This is a genomic window from Desulfoluna sp. HI9BLuna (genome assembly GCF_056829775.1).
Window position 1 is genome coordinate 3418307 of sequence record NZ_CP186555.1, and the last position, 17525, is coordinate 3435831.

General features: G+C 57.6%; 18 protein-coding genes. 7 read left to right on the plus strand and 11 right to left on the minus strand.

The genetic code is table 11. The annotated features are described in order from the left end of the window. Positions 1-9: 9 nt before the first annotated feature. The 5 genes from ACOYW0_RS13845 to ACOYW0_RS13865 form a co-directional block, all read right to left on the minus strand. The gene (locus ACOYW0_RS13845; protein ID WP_482414454.1) at positions 10-330 is read right to left on the minus strand and encodes an AzlD family protein; all 321 of its coding nucleotides are present in this window, start codon (positions 328-330) and stop codon (positions 10-12) included. Beyond that, positions 323-1030 (minus strand): AzlC family ABC transporter permease, encoded by a 708-nt coding sequence (locus tag ACOYW0_RS13850; RefSeq protein WP_482414455.1) that lies wholly within the window; start codon positions 1028-1030, stop codon positions 323-325. The genes ACOYW0_RS13845 and ACOYW0_RS13850 overlap by 8 nt, the downstream gene beginning before the upstream one ends. 612 nt (positions 1031-1642) lie before the next feature. Beyond that, the gene (locus tag ACOYW0_RS13855; protein ID WP_482414456.1) at positions 1643-2470 is read right to left on the minus strand and encodes an AraC family ligand binding domain-containing protein; all 828 of its coding nucleotides are present in this window, start codon (positions 2468-2470) and stop codon (positions 1643-1645) included. 55 nt (positions 2471-2525) lie between these two features. Further along, on the minus strand, positions 2526-3125 hold the full coding sequence (locus ACOYW0_RS13860; protein ID WP_482414457.1) for a LysO family transporter: 600 nt from the start codon (positions 3123-3125) through the stop codon (positions 2526-2528). Next, positions 3115-3438: a LysO family transporter gene (locus tag ACOYW0_RS13865; RefSeq protein WP_482414458.1), complete on the minus strand. Its 324-nt coding sequence runs from the start codon at positions 3436-3438 to the stop codon at positions 3115-3117. Before ACOYW0_RS13865 ends, ACOYW0_RS13860 begins: the two co-directional genes overlap by 11 nt. Before the next feature lie 516 nt (positions 3439-3954). Here ACOYW0_RS13865 and ACOYW0_RS13870 point away from each other — a divergent pair. The 5 genes from ACOYW0_RS13870 (at position 3955) to fabG (ending at position 10236) form a co-directional block, all read left to right on the plus strand. Next, positions 3955-5541, plus strand: coding sequence for a sigma-54 interaction domain-containing protein (locus ACOYW0_RS13870; protein ID WP_482414459.1), 1587 nt, complete (start codon positions 3955-3957; stop codon positions 5539-5541). Positions 5542-5784: 243 nt separating this feature from the next. Further along, complete coding sequence (locus tag ACOYW0_RS13875; protein WP_482414460.1) at positions 5785-6297, plus strand: hypothetical protein; 513 nt, start codon at positions 5785-5787, stop codon at positions 6295-6297. Positions 6298-6565: 268 nt separating this feature from the next. Beyond that, complete coding sequence (locus tag ACOYW0_RS13880) at positions 6566-7921, plus strand: GntP family permease (RefSeq protein WP_482414461.1); 1356 nt, start codon at positions 6566-6568, stop codon at positions 7919-7921. Between the two features lie 18 nt (positions 7922-7939). Next, positions 7940-9499 carry an acyl CoA:acetate/3-ketoacid CoA transferase gene (locus ACOYW0_RS13885; RefSeq protein ID WP_482414462.1) on the plus strand — a complete coding sequence of 520 codons (1560 nt, stop codon included), beginning with the start codon at positions 7940-7942 and terminating at the stop codon, positions 9497-9499. Positions 9500-9516: 17 nt separating this feature from the next. Continuing rightward, positions 9517-10236: a 3-oxoacyl-ACP reductase FabG gene (gene fabG, locus ACOYW0_RS13890; protein ID WP_482414463.1), complete on the plus strand. Its 720-nt coding sequence runs from the start codon at positions 9517-9519 to the stop codon at positions 10234-10236. 499 nt (positions 10237-10735) lie between these two features. Here the strand turns inward: fabG and ACOYW0_RS13895 are convergent, their stop codons facing one another. The 6 genes from ACOYW0_RS13895 to ACOYW0_RS13920 all read right to left on the minus strand — a co-directional run bounded on the left by ACOYW0_RS13895 (position 10736) and on the right by ACOYW0_RS13920 (position 14850). Then, entirely contained in the window at positions 10736-11437 is a 702-nt protein-coding gene (locus ACOYW0_RS13895) for a cytochrome c biogenesis CcdA family protein (RefSeq protein ID WP_482414464.1), read from the minus strand. Positions 11438-11510: 73 nt separating this feature from the next. Further along, positions 11511-11882 (minus strand): thioredoxin family protein, encoded by a 372-nt coding sequence (locus ACOYW0_RS13900; protein WP_482414465.1) that lies wholly within the window; start codon positions 11880-11882, stop codon positions 11511-11513. 125 nt (positions 11883-12007) lie between these two features. After that, positions 12008-12241, minus strand: a complete 234-nt coding sequence (locus ACOYW0_RS13905) for a thioredoxin family protein (RefSeq protein WP_482414466.1) — start codon at positions 12239-12241, stop codon at positions 12008-12010. 29 nt (positions 12242-12270) lie between these two features. After that, on the minus strand, positions 12271-13434 hold the full coding sequence (locus tag ACOYW0_RS13910; RefSeq protein ID WP_482414467.1) for a permease: 1164 nt from the start codon (positions 13432-13434) through the stop codon (positions 12271-12273). A 300-nt stretch (positions 13435-13734) separates the two neighbouring features. Further along, positions 13735-14079, minus strand: coding sequence for an ArsR/SmtB family transcription factor (locus tag ACOYW0_RS13915; protein WP_180137443.1), 345 nt, complete (start codon positions 14077-14079; stop codon positions 13735-13737). A 159-nt stretch (positions 14080-14238) separates the two neighbouring features. Beyond that, positions 14239-14850, minus strand: a complete 612-nt coding sequence (locus ACOYW0_RS13920) for a TetR/AcrR family transcriptional regulator (protein ID WP_482414468.1) — start codon at positions 14848-14850, stop codon at positions 14239-14241. Between the two features lie 592 nt (positions 14851-15442). Between ACOYW0_RS13920 and ACOYW0_RS13925 the strand changes: the two genes are divergently transcribed. Then, the gene (locus tag ACOYW0_RS13925) at positions 15443-16474 is read left to right on the plus strand and encodes a threonine aldolase family protein (protein ID WP_482414469.1); all 1032 of its coding nucleotides are present in this window, start codon (positions 15443-15445) and stop codon (positions 16472-16474) included. A gap of 369 nt (positions 16475-16843) precedes the next feature. Beyond that, a complete protein-coding gene (locus ACOYW0_RS13930) occupies positions 16844-17473 on the plus strand; it encodes a class I SAM-dependent methyltransferase (protein ID WP_482414470.1) in 630 nt (209 codons plus the stop codon). Positions 17474-17525 lie beyond the last annotated feature (52 nt).

Genomic DNA, 17525 nt, shown 5'->3' on the forward strand with positions numbered 1-17525 from the left:
TTTTTTTGATCAGATGCCCAGGGCCCTGAACCCGGCCACGATGGCGGTGCCCGCTACCATGGCAATGAAGGCGTTGCCGGTTTTGACGGTGACCCCCACCACGGCGCCCCCGGCCACCAGGCCGGAAAGACCGGCCGAGGCAAGGCCCGGAGCCACCAGGGAGAGGAGCAGGGTGCCGGGAAGGGCATCCAGGAACCGGCGCATGGGCCCGGTTTCGGGCAGCCATTGGGAGACAAAGAGGCCGCCTGCCCGGAGGCTGTAGGTGACAAGGGCAGCCAGGGCGATGGCGACCCAGGGGGCAAAGGCTTGGGGGATAGTGAACTCAGGCATGGGCGGCCTCCTCGGTGTCGGTGTGTGGGGCTTCGTTTCCGGTGAGGGCGGCGGCCAGGGAGCCGCTGAACCCCCCTGCCAGGATGTACCACTTGCCGGGAAAGAGCCTCTCGCAGGCGATGGCCGCCGCAGCAGCCACGATCCAGGGGAAAAGGTCGCTGCGGGCCCCGCGCCAGAGCCCCACCACCAGGGCCAGGAACACGGCGATAAAGGCAAAGTCCAGGGCAAAGGCCTCGGGGTTGGAGATGGCCGCACCCATGGTGTGGCCCATCAGAGTCCCGGCGCTCCAGAAGAGGTAGACGCACACCCCGCCACCGAAGAGGTGCCCCACGGACGCCTGGCCCCGCCGCTGGGCGGCCATGGTCATGGCCCAGTTCTCATCGGCCACCAGGTGCATGAAGGCCAGTTTTTTCCAGAGGGGTTTCCCGGCAAAGAGGGAACGCAGGGAAGCGCCCACAAGCAGGTACCTCAGGTTCATCACCAGCACGGCAAGGGTTATTTCAATGAGGGGCAGGTGATCCTGCCACATCTCCAGCATCACAAACTGGGCTGTTCCGGCAAAGACGGCCGTATTCATGACGGCAAGCTGGGCCAGGGAGACCCCTTTCCTGGCGGCAAGCACCCCCAGCACGCTTCCGTAGGCCAGCACACTCACCGACACGGGCAGCGCATCTCTGCATCCTTCATAAAATCGCGACATGGTCAACATCCTGACACAAGAAACAATGGGTGGATAATGGCTCCGGCTGTCCCCAGGACAGCCCGGAAGGTTTACCCGGCAAGCTTAGCCCCACTGTCACCCGGTGGCTTGAACAAAATTGCGGTCGCTTTTTTGTTTGTGCTTTCTAAGGCAACTATTCAAATCAAAAAAGCCTCCGGCGGCCCTGCCGGGGGCCAAACTTTTAAAAAGTTTGATAAACAGGTCTCAAGCAATCATTCATAGGCTCCGCCGAAACAATTCCGACATGTTCGTATTAGAAACGTTTTTTGCGGAGCTTTTTTTCAAAAAAGCGACCCGCCGGAGGCAACTGAATAGTTACAAGAAAAGTTCTGCAAAAAACGACGCACTGGAACAACATGCCTGAATTGTTCTGCGGAGCCTGGATATGATGATGAAAAAATCGCGAATCACAAACGTTCTGGATCGTGTTTTTTCGAAGAATGACATGGGCCTCTCTTTCAAAGACGGTTGCCAGATGTCACACATCACGCGAATGCCCCGATAACGCAGGCCGAATGGGTGCCATCATGCATTCGCCATAGGGTTTCAAGGTGCCCCACCTTGCCGCCGGAGGCACGCTTTGGCCTTTTTTTAGTGGTGTTTCTGCACCTTGCCGGGGGTGATGCCGAAGATGGCCTTGAAGGAACGGGTCATGTGGCTCTGGTCGGCAAAGCCCGAGGCAAAGGCCGCATCGGCCAGGGGGAGGCCGGACTCAACGGCGGCCTTGGCCTGGAAGACCCGGACCTGGGTGAGGTAGGCGTGGGGGGCCAGGCCCGTGTGTTTTTTGAAGACACGGATGAAGTGGTACCGGGAGAGCCCGGCTTGTTCAGCCATCTCCGTGAGGGTGATGGGCTCGGCCGCGCGCTGCTTGATGTACTCCTTGACCCGGCGGATGGCATGGGCTCCGGCGTCGGGGAGCTCCTTTGGGGCCAGCTCACCGTGTCGGTGGAACAGGGCACGCAGGGTGAGCACCAGCTCGGATTCTGCCTTGACGCGGCAGGTGGCGGGATCGGTCAGGGAGGCCAGGACTCGGTGGAATTCCCGGGCCAGGGCGGGGTCCTGGGTCAGGCGTTTCCGGAAGTGGGGATGGTTTGGAAACGAACCCGGCTCAATCTCCAGATAGCTGTGAAGGAGGCGTTCCGGCACATAGGCGAGGCGGTAGTGGTAGCCCGCCTCGGTGGCTGCTTCCCCGGCGTGGACGTCCCCGGGGTTGAGGGTGTAGAGGGTCCCTGCCGGGGCGGGGTAGGTTCCCCCGGGTTCCCGGTACCTCTGTACACCGGCTTCCACCACGCCGATGGCATACTCCTCGTGGGCGTGGGGGCGGTAGGCGTGATCGTGGATCCGTCCGGTGAGCAGCTCCACCGCGGGAAGCTGTTCGGGCCGGATGATCCGTATGTCGTCTTTTGTCTTTTTTGCCATGGCCTTTATGTCAGCACCACTGGGCCGTAATCGCAAGGGAAATTGTGCCTACCGGTTACGTCAGGATAAAGGTCACCAGAATGGGCACGGCAATGGTCAGAACCACGCCGCTGAACAGGGCGAGAATGGCGAAGTCCTTGCCGGAATTCAGGGTGATGATGGGAAGGGTGGTGTCCATGGCCGTGGCCCCTGCCGAGGCAATGGGGGCGGTTTTGCCGAACCACGCCACGAGAAGGGGGGCAGCCAGCAGGGTGAAGATCTCCCGCAGGATGTTGGAGAGCAGGGCAATGGTGCCCAGGGTCTCCCCGCGCATCTCGGTGATGTAAATGGAGGAGAGGCTGTAGTAGCCCAGGCCCGATCCGATGGCCATGGCGTCTTTGACGGAGACGTCTGTCAGAAAGACGGAGGCCCCGGCAGCCCCGGCCAGGGAGCCGACGATGATGGCGCTAGGGATCAGAAAGATGCGGACGTTGCTCTTTTTCAGCACGGAGAAGGTGGTGGCGTCGCCCCCGATGCCGATGCCCACAAAAAAGATGAGGGCATAAAGGACCCAGAGGGTGAGGTCCGATTGGGTGACCCAGGCGGGAAGCTCGGCAAAGAGCCCGGCCAGGACCCCGGCGATAAAGCAGCAGAGGATGGTGAGGCTACCCTTCATGGGGCACCTCCTTGTCGGCTGATTCGGATGCGGCATGTGCAAAGGTGTCTGCAAAGAAAAAGCGGTAGGCCAGGGCGCAGCACAGGACGCTGCCGAAAACCGCCCCTGAGGTGAGGACCACGGCTTTCACGCCGATCATGTGGATGCTGCTTACCACGGTCTCGTTCAATCCCACGGAGATCCCCAGGACAAAGAGAAGGAGAAAGATGACCGCCATGACGATGCGGTCCAGGATGGGAAAAAGAGCTTTTTTCCGGCGCAGCAGGTAGCCGATGAGCATGCCTGCTGCCATGATGACGAGAATTTCAACCATAACCCACTCCAAAAATCATGCGAGGAACCACACTACCTGTCGGTGGCCTTCTCTGCGACTATTACACCGGGCGGCGCCTGCTGAAATCACGCCGTCACCGCATCTGCGGATATAGAAGAAGCTCCGGGGAATGTCAATCAAATAGCTTGATTTCAAGGTGGATCCTGCCCGAACCGGTTCGGAGCGTTTCTCTGACATGTATCACATTGCTAAGTTCTGTTTTTTTATGTCGTGTCATTTATTGGCCTGAAATTCCTTACTCGATGGTGTACGCTGTTTTTTCATAAACACATGGGATTGACAAAACTCCGTTGGGGACAGGGCCGCTTTATGCGGTCCCGGCCAGTCTTCTCTGGGTGATATTAAGTGTATGAAAAGAAGGAGGCTTTGACCGTGGGAGAGCCGTCGCAAACCAGCCAGATACCCCTGAACCATATTCTCGATACCATCTCAAATGCTGTTTTTTTGATGAATAAGAAAAAGGAGTTTTTTTGCCTGAATACGAGTGCGTATTACTTGATTTCAGGCTCTGCCGGTTACAATTCCCATGAAAAAGCCGGTGATTTTCTCTCAAAGCTTGGTGTGGATGATGCCATTGCAGAAGGGGAAGATAAAAACGCCACAGCCATGCTGGGTGACTTGACGTATGAGGTCTCCGTAATCCCCATGGCGTCCAAGGGCCATCCCGACAGGGTGGTGGTCCTGGTTGAGGATGTCAGCCAGGCGGGTGAATTATCCCGGCAGTTTGAAGCGTGTCAGCGGGAGACATCCCTGCTCAAGCAAATTCTTGAAACCGCTTATGACGGGCTGGTGGTCACCGATGCCCATGGGCACATCACCATGATGTCCAATGCCTACAAAGGCTTTCTGGGAGTCAGAGACCAGGAGGTTGTGGGCAAACACGTCACCGAGGTGGTGGAGAACACGCGTCTTCATATTGTCGCCAGGACAGGGGTGGCAGAACTCAACGATATCCAGAGGATACAGGGCAACCATATGGTCGCCTCCCGCATTCCTTATACGGTGGACGGCAAGCTTGCCGGGGTTGTGGGCAAGGTGATCTTCCAGGATGTGGATGAGCTGGGCGAGATCAATAAGAAGCTCAAGACCATGGAAAAAGAGTTGAACCGGTATCGAAATGAGATCTCCAAGCTTCATAAGGCACGGTATTGCATGGATGTGATCTTCACGCGTAACGCACGCATGGAGTCATTGAAGAATCATGCCCGCGTCATCGCCCAATCAGACTCCAACGTTTTGATTCTCGGGGAGAGCGGAACGGGCAAAGAACTCTTCGCCCATGCCATCCATCAGGAGTCCCCCCGATCTTTTCAGCCCTTTATCAGGGTCAACTGCGCTGCCATTCCTGAAAACCTTCTGGAGTCGGAGCTCTTCGGTCATGAAAAGGGGGCCTTCACCGGAGCGGCAAGTACGAAACTGGGCAAGTTCGAGTTGGCCAACAACGGCACCATTTTTTTGGATGAGATCGGTGACATGCCGCTTCAGATGCAGGCCAAGATCCTGCGAGTGCTCCAGGAAGGGGAAGTGGAGCACATCGGTGCAAGTCGGCCCAAACAGGTGGACGTGCGCGTGATTGCCGCCACCAACAAAAATCTTTCCGAGATGGTGGAGAAGAAGACGTTTCGGGAAGATCTCCTCTACCGCCTCAACGTGTTCACCTTAACCATCCCTCCTTTGAAAAGGCGGCGGGAAGATATTGAGCTCATCGCGGGCCATGTCATCTGCGCCCTGAACCGAAAGATGAAACGGGGGGTTAAAGGGGTCTCCCCAAAGGCGAGCTGCCTTCTACAGGCCTATTCGTGGCCGGGGAATATCCGGGAGCTGAAGAATGTTGTGGAGCGAGCCTACCATATTATGGAGGGAGAAGAGTTGATTCAGCCGTGGCACCTGCCCCATTTTTTGAGGGGCGGTAACATCAACGCCAGCCAGGAGCCGCTCAAGTACATCCTGGAAAACATGGAACGGAAGGTCATCACCGAGCGCCTGATTCTCCACAGCGGCAATAAAACCAAGACCGCTGCCGATCTCGGCATCTCCAGAGTGGCTCTCCACAAAAAACTTGAGAAGTACAGCATGAAGTGAGCAGGGGGTGTAAACCTTGGTTTACACTCCGGGAGATCGGCTTGTATGTGTAAATGTAAGTTAACACGCATTTCAGAAATGGGATGATATCGTAAACTTATCTTTACGGTGATGTTCTCGGGTGTGAACGTCGATACTGGCACTGAATGTCTGTAAGGTCCTTGAATCGCACGATTTGTGTTTTTCTAAGGGGCTTTTTCAGGTGGCATGCTTCCTGCTTTATGGTTCGCAGGAGGTAACAATATGACGTCTTTCCGATCAACCACATGGGTTCCACGCTACTTTGCACACGAGGCTTCGTGGCTTCAGTTTCTTTTTAAGGGCGCTCTCGTTCTGATCTTTGCCCAGCAGATTTACTATCCTCAGCCTAACAAATACCTGCATCTCGCCCTGGTGTTTGTCTATATGGTCTTCAGAGATCTGCTCTCGCCCGTTGCAACGTCCGGAAAGAACGATTACCTGCTGCTGGCTTCGGCCATGGCATGCAGCCTGCTGACCGTTGCAGACCATCTGTTACCCTCCAATCTTGAAGCGGCCTACCTTGCAATGCTCATCGTGGAAGCCTTGCTCACGGTGGCCCTTCTTCATCGTTTGATCAGCGTATTCAGAGACCCTGACGGGTTGGATTCCATCGCGGAGCATCACAGGGCCCATGCCGGTAAACGCCCTGGCTTCATGAAGGGAATGTTATGGGGCATGGTCACCTGCCTGCTGTTCGCTGTCTTTTATATCCTATACCTGCTGCAACTCACCTGACCCGGGTAGTTCATGAGAAAAACGGTTTATTTGAAAAAATGAAAATCATTACGACCAGTTACTGTGAAAGAATCAGGTGTCTCAAAAGCACAACATGTCATTCACGGTTTTCTGCTCAATTTTCTCACCCTTCGGGCGAGCTGGGTACACCCCACTTCTGCGTTATCAGAGCCTTGAGCCAAGCCGCACCATCTGCAGCTCTGATGCCTTGACCTTGGGTTCATTCGACTCGTGACATATCCGGGCTAATTTCGAAGGAGGCATGAATATGCTGGGAGTTATCGCAATTATCCTAACGCTGTTCGCTTTAATGTACTTCGCTTATCGTGGTGTTACCGTCCTTGTTCTGGCACCGATCCTTGCCATGACCGCAGCACTGCTTTCGGGCGAAATCCCCGCTTTGTCTGCGCTGTCCAATGTCTTTATGCCTGCGGCCGCCAGTTACATCAGTAAGTATTTTCCGGTGTTCATCGCAGGGGCTGTCTTTGGCAAGCTCATGGGCGCCACCGGAGCCGCCCGTTCCATTGCCCACTTTATCTCTGAGAAGATTGGTCCCGATTACGCCATCTATGCTGTGGTGGTGGCCACCTCCCTTCTCACCTACGGCGGGGTCTCTCTCTTTGTGGTGGTTTTTGCCATGTACCCCATCGGCTCCATGCTGCTTAAGGAGGCGGATGTTCCCAAACGCCTTCTCCCCGCATGTCTTGCCCTGGGAGCTTTTACGTTTACCATGACGGCCCTTCCCGGATCTCCCCAGTACATCAACACCATGCCCACGGTCTATTTTGACACCGATATCTATGCCGCTCCCATTCTGGGGCTCCTGGGCTCCATGATCATCTTTTTTGGCGGCACCGGTTTTCTGAACTATCGTGCGAAAAAAGCCAAGCTGGCCGGAGAAGGGTATGGGGTCCATCTGAACGAAGGCCTCGAGGACCTTGAAGGGGACGCTCCGGGCTTTGGTCTGGCCATGGCACCCATCGCCATCGTCTTTATATTGAACTTTGCCCTGACCAAGTTTTACTTCGCCTCTGACGCGGTGAAGGCAAAGTATACCGCAGCCGGCTATGCCGTAAACGGCACCTGGCCTGTGGTGATCGGTCTTTCTGTGGCGGTTGTGTTCATCCTGATCTCCATGAATCGATACCTGAGAGAGTCCAACAAGACCATCTTCGATGGCGCGGTGGGATCCCTGCTGCCCATCTTCAACACCGCATCCGAGGTGGGGTACGGCGGTGTCATCAAGTCCCTGGCAGCATTTACCACCTTGAAGCTTGGGATTGTGGCCCTGGCCATCCCCTCACTGTTTAAAGTCGGTATCTCCACCACGCTTCTTGCGGGCATCGTTGGCTCAGCTTCCGGCGGTACCGCCATCGCCCTTGAGGTGCTCTCCAAGGATTTCCTCGCCATGGGCATTCACCCGGAGGTGCTGCACCGCGTGATGATTATGGCGGCAGGTGGCCTGGACTCCCTTCCCCATTGCGGTGCCGTCATCACCCTGTTGTCTGTCTGCAAACTCGATCACAAGCAGAGTTATATTGACCTGGCAGCCATGACCGTGGCCGCCCCCATTATCGCGGTGACATGCGTCATGGTGTTTCACCTGCTCACCGGTTTGGTTTAAAGCGCAAAGGAGATGGAGATGTCTAAGCAGGTAACTCTAAACGACGCCGTTGCTCTGATTAAATCCGGGGACACGGTGGCCACAGGCGGGTTTGTGGGAAACATGCACCCCGAGGCGCTGTCCCGGGGTGTGAAGGAGGCGTTTCTCAGCACCGGGTTGCCCACGGACTTAACGCTGATCTACGCAGCGGGGCAGGGCGACGGAAAGGAGCGCGGCCTGAACCACTTCGGCCACGAAGGGCTGGTCCGCCGGGTCATCGGCGGCCACTGGGGGCTTGCCCCCAAGCTGGGAACCCTGGCCCTTGAGAACAAGATCGAGGCCTATAACTTTCCCCAAGGGGCCATCTCCCATCTCTACCGGGAGATTGCCGCCGGAAAGCCAGGGGTGCTCACCAAGGTGGGCATGCACACCTTTGTGGACCCTCGCATGGATGGCGGCAAGCTCAACGAGGTGACCCGAGAGGACCTCGTGGAGGTGGTGAGTATCCATGGCGAAGAGTGGCTCCTCTACCACGCCCTGCCCATCGATGTGGCCCTGATCCGCGGGACCTATGCGGACAGTGAGGGCAACTGCACCTTTGAGAAGGAGGCCCTGACCCTTGAGATGCTGGCCATTGCCCAGGCCGCCAAAAACTCCGGAGGAAAGGTGATCCTTCAGGTGGAGCGGGTTGTGGAAAACGGGACCTTGGATCACAGCCGGGTGGGCATTCCGGGCATATATGTGGATGCCATTGTGGAGGCAGAACCCCGCGAGCACATGCAGACCTTTGCCGAGCAGTACAACCCCGCCTACTCTCGCGAGATCCGCATTCCCAGCAAGAGCATTCCTCCCCTGCCCCTGGGAGAACGCAAGATCATCGCCCGCCGTGCGGCCATGGAGCTGGTCCCCGATGCCATCGTGAACCTGGGCATCGGCATGCCCGAAGGGGTCTCCATGGTGGCCAATGAAGAGGGGGTCACCAACCTGGTGCTCACCACCGAGGCCGGGGCCATCGGCGGGGTGCCCGCAGGCGGCCTGAGCTTTGGGGCCGCCATCAACCCATCGGCCATTATTGATCAACCGGCGCAGTTTGATTTTTACGACGGCGGTGGCCTGGATGTGGCCTTTCTCGGCTTGGCCCAGTGCGATGGCAAAGGGGATGTAAATGTCTCGCGGTTCGGGACGAAAGTAGCCGGCTGCGGAGGCTTTATCAACATCTCCCAGAATGCCGGCAAAGTGGTCTATTGCGGCACCTTCACCGTGGGCGGCTTGAAGACCTCTGTGGCCGATGGAAAGCTGATCATTGAGGAGGAGGGGCGTGGAAGCAAGTTTCTGGAGGCGGTGGAACAGGTCACCTTCTCGGGTGAGTATGCCCACCGCATGGGCCAGAAGGTGGTCTACGTCACCGAACGGGCCGTGTTTGAACTGACGGCAGAGGGGCTCACCTTAACGGAGATCGCCCCGGGCATGGACCTTGAAAAAGACATTCTGCGGCACATGGGGTTCAAACCCGCCATTGCCGAGCCCCTGAAAACCATGAACCCGGCCATTTTTCAGCCGGGACTCATGGGATTGACCCTGGACACACCATCCAAGTAACCCACGTGGAGGTTGATATGAGATTGAGTGGAAAAACAGCCATCGTCACCGGTGGCGCACAAGGCATCGGCCGCGTCATTGCAGAAACCTTTGCAAGAGAAGGCGCCACCGTCATCGCGGTGGACATGACCAAGCCCGACTACGACTGCGAAGGCGTCTTCGGATACACCTGCAACGTCACCGACCGGGAAGGCCTCAAAGCCTTTGTGGAGGACATCGTGGGGACATTCGGCAAGGTCGATGTGCTCATCAACAACGCCGGTATCACACGGGACGCCCTGCTTCAGAAGATGACGGAAGAGATGTGGGACCTGGTGTGTGACGTGAACCTGAAAGGGGTCTTTAACCTCACCCAGCTGGTGGGGCCCCTGATGATCGACCAGGGCACAGGCTCCATCGTGAACATTTCGTCGGTGGTGGGCGAGTACGGCAACGTCGGTCAGACGAATTACGCTGCCACAAAAGCGGGCGTCATCGCCATGGCCAAAAGCTGGGCCAAAGAGTTTGCCCGAAAAGGCGCCAACGTGCGGGTGAACTCCCTGGCGCCGGGATACATCAATACCGAGATGATGAAGACCGTCCCCGATAAAGTGCTGGACCCCATTCGCCGGAAGACCATGCTGGGCCGTCTTGGCGAGCCCGAAGAGATCGCCAGCGCCTGCCTCTTCCTGGCGTCGGATGAGGCCTCCTTTATCACGGGGCATTGTCTCTCTGTGAACGGTGGGTTGAGGCTGTAAGATACGCTCCCACATACAGTCTCCCCTATGAGAAATCCCCTCCGCCCTGTTTCCGGCGGAGGGGATTTTTTGTTTAACGAGAGCTTGTGCCTCCGGCGGCCAGGTGGGGGCACCTGGGAACCTTGTGGCGAATGCGTGGAGGTCGTCATGATCCAATCACCCTTGAGGCATTCGCGAGGAAGGTAAGGGCTTGCGACCGTTTTTGAGAAGAGACCAGTTTTATTTTTTTGTTTAATGATAGTCAGTGCCTCCGGTGGTCCTGTCGGTGGCAAAGCTTTAAAAAAAATAAACAGAATCAGACTAGTCAGAATCAATAGCGAATGTGATTTTCCCTGAGGAACGAAGGGGAAAGCGCATCCGCAACCTGCTTTCGAGGTGTTTTGCCTAAGAGGCTTCGCCACCCTCGCCGCCGGAGGCATCGCTTTTGTTTTTTTTGAGCCCTCTTGGCCCTGTGATTTATCTGATTTTAACCATAGAAGGCTGAGGCTTGCCGTGAGCGTTAAATAAAAGGTCTTACGATGAAATAGCACCCCAGGCCCCCCACGATGACCCCTGCTCCTTTTTTGAACCACAGGCTTCCGCTCTGGAAGCTTTGGCTTGTGAGGAGGCGACGGATCAGGGCGGTGCTGGAGCCCGCCACGGCAATGGGGACGCAGTGGCCGATGCCGAAGGCGACCACGAGGAGGATCCCTGCGGCGATTTTTTCCTGGATGGTGATGACGGCCAGGATGGGCGCCATGAACCCGAAGGTGCAGGAACCGGAGAGAACACCGTAGGCAAGGCCGAGGACAAAGGCCCCGAAGAGCCCCCGGACCTGAAGTTTTGAGAGGGCTCCGCCGGACATGGCGCAGGCTTCCACCCCGAGCATGTCCAGGGCCACCCAGATGAGGATGCCGCCCATGAGCAGGGTCCAGTAGGGGCTGACGTCCCCCAGCATGCGGCCCAGAAGGGTGCAGGCGATGCCCAGAAGGGCGATGGTGATGAAGAGTCCCAGGGTAAAGACCACGGCGTATCGGGCTGCGCTCCGGGCCTGGAGTGCTTTCTCCTGGCCTGCCACGTACCCCATGATCAGGGGAATGGAGGCCATGTGGCAGGGGGAGAGGATGACGCTGATCATGCCCCAGAGAAAGCAGCCGAAAAGGGCCAGCCCGAAGGTGCCGGCCATCCAGGTGTTGACGGTGGTGAGAAGGTCGTAGAGCATGGGGGCCTTTACCTTTCATGGTTAAACTGCGTTGAACATCCTTGCCTGCGGCGTGCAGACGGTGGCTCGCGGTTTACTGAACACCGAGGCTCTTCAACTCCGCCTCAATGCTCTTCTTGTCCATGAACCCCACGTGTCGTTTCACTTCGCTGCCGCTTTTGTCGTAGAAAATCTGGGTGGGAATGGCCCGGATGCCGTACTTTTTTGCCACATCTTTGTGTTTCCACACATCAATGAAGACGATGGCGGCCCTTCCTTCATACTCCTTTTGAAGTTCATCGAGGATGGGCGCCATCATTTTGCAGGGGACGCACTTGTGGGCACCCAGGTCAAGCATGGTGACCATGCCTTTGGCCGGTACTTCGGTGGCGGGCGTGGTGTCGGCAAGGGCCGGGGTTGCGGCAAGGCACAGCAGGGCGGTCAATACGAGAATCAGTCGTTTCATGGTTTTCCCCCATGGGTGAGTGGTTCAGAGCGGGTGCGGACAGGGCTCTTGCTTGTCACCTGTTGCCAGAACGCCGGACAGGCGATGCGGCCGCAGGTGACGAGGTATGCAGCAAGACCACGGAATCAGGCCGTGAGCCATTTGATGACATCCTTTTTCTTGGGCACCTTGCCCACGCTTTTCACCTCTTCGTTCACCACCACCGCCGGGGTGCCGAACACGCCGTAGGACCCGATGGCCAGAAGGTCGGTGACTTTTTCCACAGTGGCGTCAACGCCTGCTTCGGCAACGGCTTCCTTGACGATGGCTTCTGTTTTGTTGCACTTGGTGCATCCGGGACCGAGGACTTTGATGATCATGGTTTTTTCCTTTTATTGATTTGCACGTGTCAGATGGCTCCGTAGATCATGCCGGCGAGGGTGGACATCACCACCACGATGGCTACGAAGACGGATGTTTTCTTTACGCCCATGACGCCGCTGATGACGATCATGTTGGGCAGGGAGAGGGCCGGTCCCGCAAGCAGGAGGGCCAGGGCCGGGCCCTTGCCCATGCCGGCTCCCATGAGCCCCTGGAGGATGGGGATCTCCGTCAGGGTGGCAAAATACATGAGGGCGCCGGAGAGGGAGGCGAACAGGTTCGCGGAAAAGGAGTTCCCGCCCACCAGGGCCGAAATCCACGCCTCGGGGATGAGGGCCGGGTGGCCGGGGCGCCCCAGGAGGAATCCGGCGGCCAGGACCCCGATGGCCAGCATGGGAAAGATCTGCTTCATGAACCCCCAGGAGGATTCCACCCAGTCGGTGCGTTCCTCGGCGTCGAACCAGGCTTTCAGCAGCCAGGCCAGGAGAAGCAGAAGGCCTCCTGTCAGGTACCATTTGACCCCGAAAAGGGTCTGCCACACAACCCCTTCGTCGGGGCCGGGTTTGGCAAAGGCTGCAAAGACGAGGATGAGTACCATGACAGCCATGACAATTCCGTTCTGGGCAAGGCTTCGGTTCTCCTCTTCATCGGGAAGGTGCATGGGGCCGGTGGCGCGGGCCGCGTCGTCTTTGCGGAAGAAGAAGGCCATGAGGAGCCCCACCACCAGGGCAAAGCAGATGGCCCCGATGGCCCGGGCAAGGCCCATCTGCCATCCGAGGATCCGGCCCGTGAGGATGATGGCCAGCACGTTGATGGCTGGCCCGGAGTAGAGAAAGGCCGTGGCCGGACCGATGCCCGCTCCCCGGGCGTAGATTCCGGCGAACAGGGGCAGGACCGTGCAGGAGCAGACCGCCAGGATGGCCCCGGAGACAGAGGCCACGGAATAAGCGAGAACCTTTCTGGCCTGGGCGCCGAAGTATTTCAGGACCGAGGCCTGGGAGACAAAGACGCTGATGGCCCCGGCAATGAAAAAGGCCGGGACCAGGCAGGTGAGGACGTGCTGCCGGGCGTACTCCTGAAGCATCATGAAGGCCTCCAGGCCTGCCTGGCGAATGGTGGGGGAGCCCCAGGGCATGAGGTAGGCGGCGAGGTAGAGGCCGGCGATCCAGATGAATTTGGTGCGTTCTTTCATAACAGACATCCATGGTGGCGGGGACGCTAAGCTCGGGTGATCCGTGAATTCATGGACGCGAAGCGTGTGTGACCGCCGGGTTTGTAATTCTATGTATTGCCATTTGGCGATGTAATTGGTGCCATTCCGCCCCGCGGGAAACCGCAGAGCCGGTATAAAAACCCGGGCTTTGGGACGAATGAACCTGTCATGCCCCAAGGGGTAAAACAGGTCCTTTCAGCATAACGAAGCGGTGTGCTGCCATCATCGTCGGGAGGGCCGGTGCCCTCCCCACTCACTCATGGGAATTTGGCAGACTCCTCAGCCCCGGGTGATGAACTCCCGATCAATGTCCGGGAGCCTGTCCAGCATCTCCCGGATGTCCGCATCGGCTTCGAGCCAGTCGCTCACCTGGTCCAGCATGGCCACGGCATAGGTGTTTCCCGGCTGGCGGTTCAGCTGGAAATTGACCCAGAGCCCATCCTTTTCAAAGCTCACCAATTCGGCCTCTTCCAGGACCTTGAGGTGCTTGCTCACCGTGGACTGGGCCAGGCCCAGGGCCTCTTTCAGTTCGCAAACGCAAAGAGACCGATGTTGCAGAGCCTTGACGATCTTCACCCGGCTGGGGTCGGACAGGGCTTTCATCACTTTGATAAACGGTTTCATCGGGTTCTCCCTGATGGCTGATATATCGTTATATGGCAATATATGGTTTGGGTGACTCTATGTCAACACACAATGGAAAAAAACGGACGCCGAATGCCCTGTTCCCCAGCGGACTTATCGTCTGTGGCCCAGAGGCGTCATGTGTCAGGGGGACCCACCTCATCGAAAAACGTACCGCGTAACCATGTCGGCAAGGGCGTCGAGTAGCCGATCCTGTTCGATGCCTGGCGCGCCGGTCCCGGAGGTGTGCATCACCTCTTCACAGGCGCTCAGGATCACAAAGGCGGCGGCCTCCAGGTCGGTGACCCGCAGGTCTTTTTGCCTGCGGCTCAGGGTGTCGACCAGCTGGGCCCTCATGGCGTCGTGCTGTCGGGCGTGGATCGCCTCCACATCCTTGTCGCTGGCCCTCATGGTCGCCACTTCGCGCCGGAATCCGGGGGAGAGGGTATGCTCTTTGGCCAGGCGTTGCAACAAGATCAGGATGGCTTCCCGGTTGGTTTTTCCCGAAACATCAATCTCCCGGCAGGCCCTCTCCAAAAAGGAGGCATGGGAGGCGGTCCCGTAAATTTCAAGGAAGACGCTCTTTTTGTCCTTGAAGTACGCATAGACACTTCCGGTGGCCACACCGGCTTCGGCGGCGATGGCTTTGGTGTTGGTCTTGTGGAAGCCTTTATCCGAAAAAAGGCGCTCAGCGGCCTTGAGGATCTTGTCCTTCGTCTGTATCCCCCGCTGCTGGACAGGCTTTCTTGCTTGCTGCGTCCCCTGTTTCATGTGCGCTCTTTTTCCTTTGCGAGTAGTGAATGGACCTGCCGATTATTCCCACACCCGGGGGGATGCTGTCAAACAGGGGTGAACATGGGGTCATGTTTTTAAATTGACAATATGAACCAGAAAAGGAGAGCGGGTATGGGGTCACACAACGGAGTCCGGTGTCCGGGCGCGCAGGAAAAACACGACCCCCATGCAAGATGGCGGGTCCTGGGGGGGGGGCTCCATGGGGGCGTTTTCCGTACCGGGGTGCTTCAAAGGCCTTGTCCGGTCAGAGTCCCCTACGGTGAGCATGCTTTGTGCTACCAGGCTCAGGGTTAACGCATGTAGATTTTTGCCTCCGGCGGCCCTGCCGGGGGCCAAACTTTTGAAACGTTTGATAAACAGGTTTTATTTATTACCGGAACGTTTTTGCGGAGCTTTTTTCAAAAAGCGACCCGCCGGAGGCAACTGAATGTGTAAATGCGTTGACCCTGCTGCCTGGCTTTTGTCCCATTGACAACGGGTGTTCCGGGGGGTACCTTTTTTCTTCCAATGAACTTGAAATGTCGGTGTGATAGCACCGGGACGTGTTGATGTATGGAAGGAGATGTAGATGCAAGACGAGATGATCAGCCTGGCCAGTGACAACCATGCAGGGGCTCACCCAGAGATTGTATCAGCGGTGGCGGCCGCTGCCGCAGGCACGGCCGGTGCCTATGGCACAGACCCCTGGACGGCCGTGGCCGCGGAACGCTTCAAAAAGGTTTTTGGCAAAGAGGCCTCCGCCTTTTTGGTGATGACCGGCACCGCTGCCAATATCCTTTCCATCGACGCCGTGACCCGGCCTTTTGAGGCGGTGCTTATCTCAGACTGCGCCCATCTCCACATGGACGAATGCGGCGCGCCGGAGCGGTTCACCGGCAGCAAGTTCATCACGGTGCCCTCGGAGCAGGGCAAGCTCACCGTGGAAGGGCTACGGCCCTGGGTGGAGCGGGAACCGGACTACCACAGGGTTCAACCTAAGGTGGTCTCCATCACCCAGACCACTGAGTACGGCACGGTCTACTCCGTGGATGAGATTAAAACCATCTGCGAGTACGCCCATGACAACGGGCTCCTGGTCCACATGGACGGCTCCCGCATCTCCAATGCCGCCGCATCCCTGGGCCTCGATTTCCCAGCCTTTACCAAAGACGCCGGGGTGGACTTCCTCTCCTTCGGCGGCACCAAAAACGGCATGATGTTCGGTGAAGCCGTTGTCTTTTTTACCCCGGAGTTTGACGAGGCCTTTCAGTACAGCCGCATGCAGGGCATGCAGCTTGTGTCCAAGATGCGCTTTGTGGGGGCCCAGTTCGAGGCGTTTTTAAAGGACGGCCTCTGGAGACGCAACGCTCTCCACGCCAATGCCATGGCACGAAAGATCGCCGACGCCCTAAAGGGAGCCCCCGGGGTGACCATTACCCAGCCCGTGGACGCCAATGCCGTCTTTGCCGTTTTGCCGGCTGACATGATCGAGACACTCCAGCAGCGGTTTCATTTCCATGTCTGGAACAACCAGACAAACGAGGTCCGCCTCATGGCCTCCTTTGCCACCACGGAGAAGGAGATTCAGGCCTTTGCCGAGGCTGTGAAAGCCATTGCGTAATATTTAAGGCTACGGCTCCGTGCCGCTAAAAAGCTGCCTCCGGCGGCCAGGTGTGCCACCTTGAGAGCAGGTTGCGGATGCGTTTTGCCCCTCGCTTCCCGGGTCAAATCACATCCGCATTTAAACCGGAGTTCACTCAAGGCGAGTGTTTAAGTCTGTGTGTGAAACTTTTTAAACATTCAGCCCCCCGCAGGACCGCCGGAGGCATAAGTAAAACAAACGTCGGTTTTCGTGTTAGCGTTCCGTTGTTTGAGTTGACACCTGAATGCATTCGGCTATTTTAGCCCTTAGCCCTTAGCCCTTAGCCCTTAGCCCTTAGCCCTTAGCCCTTAGCCCTTAGCCCTTAGCCCTCTTAGCCCGGAGACCGTTATGACATCCCGCCTCAAGACCACCATTTCCACCTACGATGACTCCGCGGCTGCCTACGCGGATAAGTTCATGGATTACGCTCCGTACCGGGAGATGATGATCCGTTTTCGCGACAGCTATGTGCCGGAAGGGGCCGCGGTGCTGGACATCGGCTGCGGCCCGGGGAACAATGCCGTGCTGATGACCGGGAAAAAGGCGTCCGTCACCGGCATCGACCTCTCTGCCGAGATGGTGAGCCTGGCCAAAGCCCATATGCCGTCGGGGGATTTTTGCTTTCGGGTGGGGGACATCCGGGACCTCTCAGGGCTCGGCACCTTTGATGTGGTCATCGCCTCGTTTTGCATCGTGCATATCTCGCCTGAAGAGGCCCGGGGCGTCATCAAGGAGGTTGCCTCTTGCCTGGCCCCAGGGGGCGCTCTCTACCTGAGTTTCATGGTGGGGAAAAAAGACGGGTACGAGACCGCCGGTTTTTCCGGGGGCCGCAAGCTTCATTTTACCTACCACGACCCCGAGGTGGTGAAGGGCTGGCTTGCCGAGAATCACCTTGCCGTGGTGGAGACCCACCTGAGCGATTACCCGGAGCCGGACGGGAGCATCACCACAGACATGTTTCTGTTTGTTCGCAAATAGCCCGGGTCGGTTCGGCAGGGCCGCTTTTATGACTGGTTGTAACGATTCAGCT

What these genes read in the sequence shown, in the direction of transcription:
- ACOYW0_RS13845 (WP_482414454.1), bottom strand. Translation starts at nt 330, where the DNA reads ATGCCTGAGTTCACTATCCCCCAAGCCTTTGCCCCCTGGGTCGCCATC.
- ACOYW0_RS13850 (WP_482414455.1), bottom strand. Translation starts at nt 1,030, where the DNA reads ATGTCGCGATTTTATGAAGGATGCAGAGATGCGCTGCCCGTGTCGGTG.
- ACOYW0_RS13855 (WP_482414456.1), bottom strand. Translation starts at nt 2,470, where the DNA reads ATGGCAAAAAAGACAAAAGACGACATACGGATCATCCGGCCCGAACAG.
- ACOYW0_RS13860 (WP_482414457.1), bottom strand. Translation starts at nt 3,125, where the DNA reads ATGAAGGGTAGCCTCACCATCCTCTGCTGCTTTATCGCCGGGGTCCTG.
- ACOYW0_RS13865 (WP_482414458.1), bottom strand. Translation starts at nt 3,438, where the DNA reads ATGGTTGAAATTCTCGTCATCATGGCAGCAGGCATGCTCATCGGCTAC.
- ACOYW0_RS13875 (WP_482414460.1), top strand. Translation starts at nt 5,785, where the DNA reads ATGACGTCTTTCCGATCAACCACATGGGTTCCACGCTACTTTGCACAC.
- ACOYW0_RS13880 (WP_482414461.1), top strand. Translation starts at nt 6,566, where the DNA reads ATGCTGGGAGTTATCGCAATTATCCTAACGCTGTTCGCTTTAATGTAC.
- ACOYW0_RS13885 (WP_482414462.1), top strand. Translation starts at nt 7,940, where the DNA reads ATGTCTAAGCAGGTAACTCTAAACGACGCCGTTGCTCTGATTAAATCC.
- fabG (WP_482414463.1), top strand. Translation starts at nt 9,517, where the DNA reads ATGAGATTGAGTGGAAAAACAGCCATCGTCACCGGTGGCGCACAAGGC.
- ACOYW0_RS13895 (WP_482414464.1), bottom strand. Translation starts at nt 11,437, where the DNA reads ATGCTCTACGACCTTCTCACCACCGTCAACACCTGGATGGCCGGCACC.
- ACOYW0_RS13900 (WP_482414465.1), bottom strand. Translation starts at nt 11,882, where the DNA reads ATGAAACGACTGATTCTCGTATTGACCGCCCTGCTGTGCCTTGCCGCA.
- ACOYW0_RS13905 (WP_482414466.1), bottom strand. Translation starts at nt 12,241, where the DNA reads ATGATCATCAAAGTCCTCGGTCCCGGATGCACCAAGTGCAACAAAACA.
- ACOYW0_RS13910 (WP_482414467.1), bottom strand. Translation starts at nt 13,434, where the DNA reads ATGAAAGAACGCACCAAATTCATCTGGATCGCCGGCCTCTACCTCGCC.
- ACOYW0_RS13915 (WP_180137443.1), bottom strand. Translation starts at nt 14,079, where the DNA reads ATGAAACCGTTTATCAAAGTGATGAAAGCCCTGTCCGACCCCAGCCGG.
- ACOYW0_RS13920 (WP_482414468.1), bottom strand. Translation starts at nt 14,850, where the DNA reads ATGAAACAGGGGACGCAGCAAGCAAGAAAGCCTGTCCAGCAGCGGGGG.
- ACOYW0_RS13925 (WP_482414469.1), top strand. Translation starts at nt 15,443, where the DNA reads ATGCAAGACGAGATGATCAGCCTGGCCAGTGACAACCATGCAGGGGCT.
- ACOYW0_RS13930 (WP_482414470.1), top strand. Translation starts at nt 16,844, where the DNA reads ATGACATCCCGCCTCAAGACCACCATTTCCACCTACGATGACTCCGCG.